The sequence below is a fragment of the Nocardia araoensis NBRC 100135 genome (genome assembly GCF_000308435.1).
In the GTDB taxonomy this organism is placed as follows: Bacteria; Actinomycetota; Actinomycetes; order Mycobacteriales; family Mycobacteriaceae; genus Nocardia; species Nocardia araoensis.
Map to the genome: position 1 here is coordinate 1 of NZ_BAFR01000128.1, position 4103 is coordinate 4103.

The 4103-nt window shown below is 71.6% G+C and carries 3 protein-coding genes; 2 read left to right on the plus strand and 1 reads right to left on the minus strand.

Translation table 11 applies throughout. The features are described from left to right. Positions 1-639 (plus strand): DUF3000 domain-containing protein, encoded by a 639-nt coding sequence (locus tag ON21_RS17245; RefSeq protein WP_083880688.1) that lies wholly within the window; start codon positions 1-3, stop codon positions 637-639. Between the two features lie 138 nt (positions 640-777). Next, a complete protein-coding gene (locus ON21_RS17250; RefSeq protein ID WP_039799133.1) occupies positions 778-2016 on the plus strand; it encodes an HRDC domain-containing protein in 1239 nt (412 codons plus the stop codon). Positions 2017-2050: 34 nt separating this feature from the next. On the opposite strand, the gene dxs is transcribed toward ON21_RS17250, so the two are convergent. Next, positions 2051-3946 carry a 1-deoxy-D-xylulose-5-phosphate synthase gene (gene dxs, locus ON21_RS17255; RefSeq protein ID WP_039799134.1) on the minus strand — a complete coding sequence of 632 codons (1896 nt, stop codon included), beginning with the start codon at positions 3944-3946 and terminating at the stop codon, positions 2051-2053. Between the last annotated feature and the right edge of the window lie 157 nt (positions 3947-4103).

Genomic DNA, 4103 nt, shown 5'->3' on the forward strand with positions numbered 1-4103 from the left:
GTGACACCGCTCGACTTCCGCGACGGCGCCGCACCGACCGAAGGACCCCATGGCGAGCCAGCTCAGTTTCGCGCCGCGGTCGAGGCGATGGGCACCGCTACCGTGCACCCTCGGATCGAGCTCGCGCCCATCCGGCCGCCGCAACGACTCGCACCGTTCTCCTACGCCATCGGCGCGGAGGTAACACATCCGGAAACTCCTGTAGTGCCCGTTGATTCCGAAGGCGACGCGTTCGGCAGGCTGATCCTGCTGCACGATCCGGACGGCGACGACACCTGGCACGGCACCTTGCGCCTGGTCGCCTACATCCAGGCCGATATCGACGCCGCGCTCGCCACCGATCCCCTGTTGCCCGAGGTGGCGTGGAGCTGGCTGGTGGACGCGCTGGAGACACGCACCGAGCCGTTCACCGCGCTCGGCGGCACGGTGACCTCGACCAGCTCGGTGCGCTACGGGGACATCGCAGGCCCGCCGCGCGCCCATCAGTTGGAGATACGCGCGTCGTGGACGCCGGTCACCACCGACATGCGCCCGCATCTGGAGGCGTTCTGCGAGGTACTGGCCTACGCGGCGGGGCTGCCGCCGGCCGGGGTGACCCAGCTGCAGGTCCGGCCCGGCCTGCCCGGCGATCACCCCTGAGCGCGCCGTCGGCGCGCCGTGACCTGCGCCGGAGCCGCCCCGAGCCGGTGTGCCCGGCCCCCCGCGCGCGATTCGTCGACACACTTATGCGCCGATAGGACGGCGGCGCCGTGGCGTCGGCACGTAGAGTTCAACACCATGTCCGTACCAGACGAATCCGAACCCTCGGCCGCGACGCCGCTGCTCGCGCCGGTGGAGGGCGTGCCCCCGGTACTGGACACCGCCGCCGAGATCAGTGCCGCCGCCGCCCGGCTGGCCGCGGGCACCGGCCCGCTGGCCGTGGATGCCGAGCGCGCCTCCGGTTTCCGCTATTCGGCGCGCGCGTATCTGATCCAGCTGCGCCGGGCGGGCGCGGGCACGTTCCTCATCGACCCGATCCCGGTCACCGACGCTCTCGGCCCGCTGGCCGACGCGATCAACGGGCTGGAGTGGGTCCTGCATTCCGCGGACCAGGACCTCCCCGGTCTCGCCGAACTCGGCTTGCGCCCGGCCCGGCTGTTCGACACCGAACTGGGCGGACGCCTGGCCGGTTTCGAGCGTGTCGGGCTGGCGGCGATGGTGGAGCGGCTGCTGGGCCATGCGCTGCGCAAGGGGCACGGGGCGGCCGACTGGTCCACCCGGCCGCTGCCCGCCGATTGGCTGAATTACGCCGCCTTGGACGTCGAATTGCTGCTGGAGCTGCGCGACGCCGTCGCCGCCGCTCTCGATGAGCAGGGCAAAACCGATTGGGCGGCACAGGAATTCGAGCACATTCGCACCTTGGACCCGCCCGCGCCGAAGGCCGAGCGCTGGCGGCGTACCTCGGGCATCCACACCCTGCGCCGCGCCAGGCAACTGGCGGTGGTGCGCGAGCTGTGGACCGCCAGGGACGCGCTGGCCCGCGCCCGCGACGTGGCGCCCGCGCGCATCCTGCCCGATGCCGCGATCATCGCCGCGGCGGCCGCGGAACCCAGATCCATCGCGCAGTTGCGCACCCTGCCCGTGTTCGGCGGTCCGCGACAGCGCCGGTATTCCCGCGAATGGCTCGCCGCGATCGAGCGCGGCCGTACGTTGCCCGACAGCGACCTGCCCCCGCTCACCCAGCCGTTCGACGGCCCGCCGCCGGTCAATCGGTGGGAGCGCCGCGACCCGGCCGCGGCGGCGCGTCTGACCCGGGCCCGAGCCGCCATGGCCGAGTTGTCGACGCAGCATGCGATCCCGGTGGAGAACTTGCTCGCGCCGGACCTGGTCCGCCGTCTGTGCTGGGACGGACTGCCCGACTACGAGACGGTCGAACCCTCCGCCGTCGACGGATTCCTGAAGTCCGGCGGCGCCCGGCCGTGGCAGCGGGAACTCGTCGTCCCGCGGCTGACCGCGGCGTTGCCGCCGTCGGACTAGTGTCCGCCCCGGCCGCTCGCCCGAGGCTTCGGCGTCAGCGAGCGGCCAGCCACCCGCTGATCCGGCGGGCGATATCCGGGCCGGTGAGGCCGAGTTCGGTGTGTACCTCACCGCGTGAGGCATGGTCCAGGAACTGTTGCGGCACACCGAGATCGCGGGTCGGGATGTCCAGCCCGGAGTTGCGCAGGCGGGCCGACACCGTGGAGCCGATGCCGCCGTGCAGCCCGCCGTCTTCCAGCGTGACCACGAGCCGGTAGTTCTCCGCCAGTTTCAGCAGCGTGTCGGAGACCGGCAGCACCCAGCGCGGGTCGATGACGGTGACCGAGACCCCCTCGGAATCCAGCAGATTCGCCGCTTCCAGAGCCGTGCTCGCGAATGCGCCCACCGCGACGAGCAGCACGTCGCCGTGCACCGCCTGCACCGAGCCGCCGTCCGGCTCGGCCATCCGCAGCACGTCGATGCCGTCCAGCCGTTCGACCGCCGAAATGTCCTCGGCGACGCTGCCTTTCGGGAAACGCAGTGCGGTCGGCCCGTCGTTGACGGCCAGCGCCTCGGCCAGTTCCTCCCGCAGCGTCGCGGCGTCGCGCGGAGCGGCGACCCGGATACCGGGGATGATCCCGAGCACCGACAGATCCCACATGCCGTTGTGGCTGGCGCCGTCGGAGCCGGTGATGCCCGCGCGGTCCAGCACCACGGTGACCGGCTGCTTCAGCAGCGCCACATCCATCAGCAACTGGTCGAAGGCGCGGTTGAGGAAGGTCGAGTAGATCGCGACCACCGGATGCATGCCGCCGAGGGCGAGCCCCGCCGCGGAGGCCATGGCGTGCTGCTCGGCGATGCCGACGTCGAACATCCGATCCGGGAAGCGCTCCCCGAATGCCGCCAGTCCGGTCGGGCCGGGCATCGCCGCGGTGATGGCCACGATATCGGCGCGGCGCTCGGCGTGCGCGATCAGCTCCTCGGAGAACACCGAGGTCCATCCGCGCGCCTTGGGACCGCCGACCGGGACGCCGGTGAGCGGGTCGATGGGATCGCAGGCGTGCATCTGGTCGGCGACATGGTTCTCGGCGGGCGCGTAGCCGCGGCCCTTCTGCGTCACCGCGTGCACCACGACGGGGCCGCCGAAGTCCTTGGCCCGGCGCAGCGCGGCCTCGAGCGCGACGACGTCGTGGCCGTCCACCGGCCCGACGTACTTCAGGCCGAGGTCGCTGAACAGTTCCTGCGGGCTGACCGCGTCCTTGATGCCCGCCTTCACCGCGTGCACCATCGAGTACGCCGATTCGCCCACCCGGGGGATGCTCTTGAGGATGCGCTTGCCCGTGTCCAAGGCGTGCTCGTATGCGGGCTGGGTGCGCAGCGCGGTCAGCCGATCGGCCAGACCGCCGATGGTGGGCGCGTAGGAGCGGCCGTTGTCGTTGACCACGACGACCACGGGGCGGTCCGCGGCGGCGATGTTGTTCAGCGCCTCCCAGCACATGCCGCCGGTGAGCGCGCCGTCGCCGACGATCGCGACCACGTGCCGGTCCTGCCCGCTCAGCGCGAACGCCTTCGCCAGGCCGTCCGCGTAGGACAACGCCGCCGAGGCGTGCGAGGACTCCACCCAGTCGTGGGCGCTCTCGGCCCGGCTCGGGTAGCCGGACAGGCCGCCCCGCTTGCGCAGCGAGTCGAACTGGTCCTTGCGTCCGGTCAAGATCTTGTGCACGTAGGCCTGGTGGCCGGTGTCGAAGATCAACGGGTCGGCCGGCGAGTCGAAGATCCGGTGCAGGGCGATGGTGAGTTCGACCACACCGAGGTTCGGGCCGAGGTGCCCACCGGTCGCGGCGACTTTGCGCACCAGGAACTCGCGGATCTCCTCCGCCAGCTCGCGCACCTGCGGCGCGGTCAGCCGGCGCAGATCATCGGGCGTGTCGACCCGGGAAAGCACTCCCACCTGAACTAGCTCCCTCCGGATAGCGCATCTGATCCGATCAGTCTACGGAGCGGCGGCCGGTGCCCCCGCACGAGAACGATCACACCGACCGACATCGCGTCGAAATGTGAGCCTCGACATACGGTACCCGGCCTAGAGTGACAGGGTGGCCCGGCCC